Source organism: Vibrio sp. AND4, from assembly GCF_000171815.1.
Lineage (GTDB): Bacteria > Pseudomonadota > Gammaproteobacteria > Enterobacterales > Vibrionaceae > Vibrio.
Window position 1 is genome coordinate 1 of sequence record NZ_ABGR01000131.1, and the last position, 1,131, is coordinate 1,131.

At 45.0% G+C, this 1,131-nt stretch carries 2 pseudogenes; both read left to right on the forward strand.

What is annotated here, in order from left to right:
* Positions 1–8: 8 nt before the first annotated feature.
* A pseudogene (gene rpsD / locus AND4_RS19195) lies at positions 9–584 on the forward strand (30S ribosomal protein S4); the annotation flags it as partial.
* Positions 585–608: 24 nt separating this feature from the next.
* Positions 609–1,131: pseudogene (locus AND4_RS19200) on the forward strand (DNA-directed RNA polymerase subunit alpha); the annotation flags it as partial.

Here is a 1,131-nt window from a genome sequence, read left to right on the forward strand (position 1 = left end):
CGTCGTGAGGCACTGACTTATTCCTTAAGTCTGGTGTTCGCGCGATCGATACCAAGTGTAAAATTGATAACGCACCAGGTGTACACGGCGCTCGTCGCGGTCGTCTATCTGAGTATGGCGTTCAGCTTCGTGAGAAGCAAAAAGTTCGTCGTATGTACGGCGTTCTAGAAAAACAATTCCGTAACTACTACAAAGATGCTGCACGTCTTAAAGGCAACACAGGTGAAAACCTGCTTCAGCTTCTTGAAGGTCGTCTTGATAACGTAGTTTACCGCATGGGCTTTGGCGCTACTCGCGCAGAAGCACGTCAGCTAGTTAGCCACAAAGCTATCCTAGTAAACGGTAAAGTTGTAAACGTTCCTTCTTTCAAAGTAGCGGCTAACGACGTTGTTTCTATCCGCGAGAAAGCTAAACAGCAAGCTCGTATTAAAGCGGCTCTAGAAGTTGCTGAACAACGTGAAAAACCAACTTGGATTGAAGTAGATGGTGGCAAGATGGAAGGTACATTCAAGCGTATGCCTGAGCGTTCTGATCTGTCAGCTGACATCAACGAACAATTGATCGTCGAGCTTTACTCTAAGTAAGGTTTAAACTAAAGAGAGGACACAATGCAGGGTTCTGTAACAGAATTTCTTAAGCCACGTCTGGTTGACATCGAACAAATCAACTCGACTCACGCAAAAGTAACTCTTGAGCCATTAGAGCGTGGCTTTGGTCATACTCTGGGTAATGCACTTCGTCGCATTCTTCTATCTTCTATGCCAGGTTGTGCTGTAACAGAAGTAGAAATTGAAGGCGTGCTTCATGAATACAGCACTAAAGAAGGTGTACAAGAAGATATTCTTGAAATCCTTCTAAACCTTAAAGGTTTGTCAGTGCGTGTTGCTGAAGGTAAAGATGAAGTGTTCATTACTTTGAACAAATCAGGCTCGGGCCCTGTGGTTGCAGGTGACATCACCCATGATGGTGATGTAGAGATCGCTAACCCTGAACACGTTATTTGTCACCTAACGGATGACAACGCTGAGATCGCTATGCGTATCAAAGTTGAACGTGGTCGTGGTTATGTTCCAGCTTCTGCGCGTATCATAATGAAGATGACGACGTCCAATCGGTCGCTACTAGTAGATG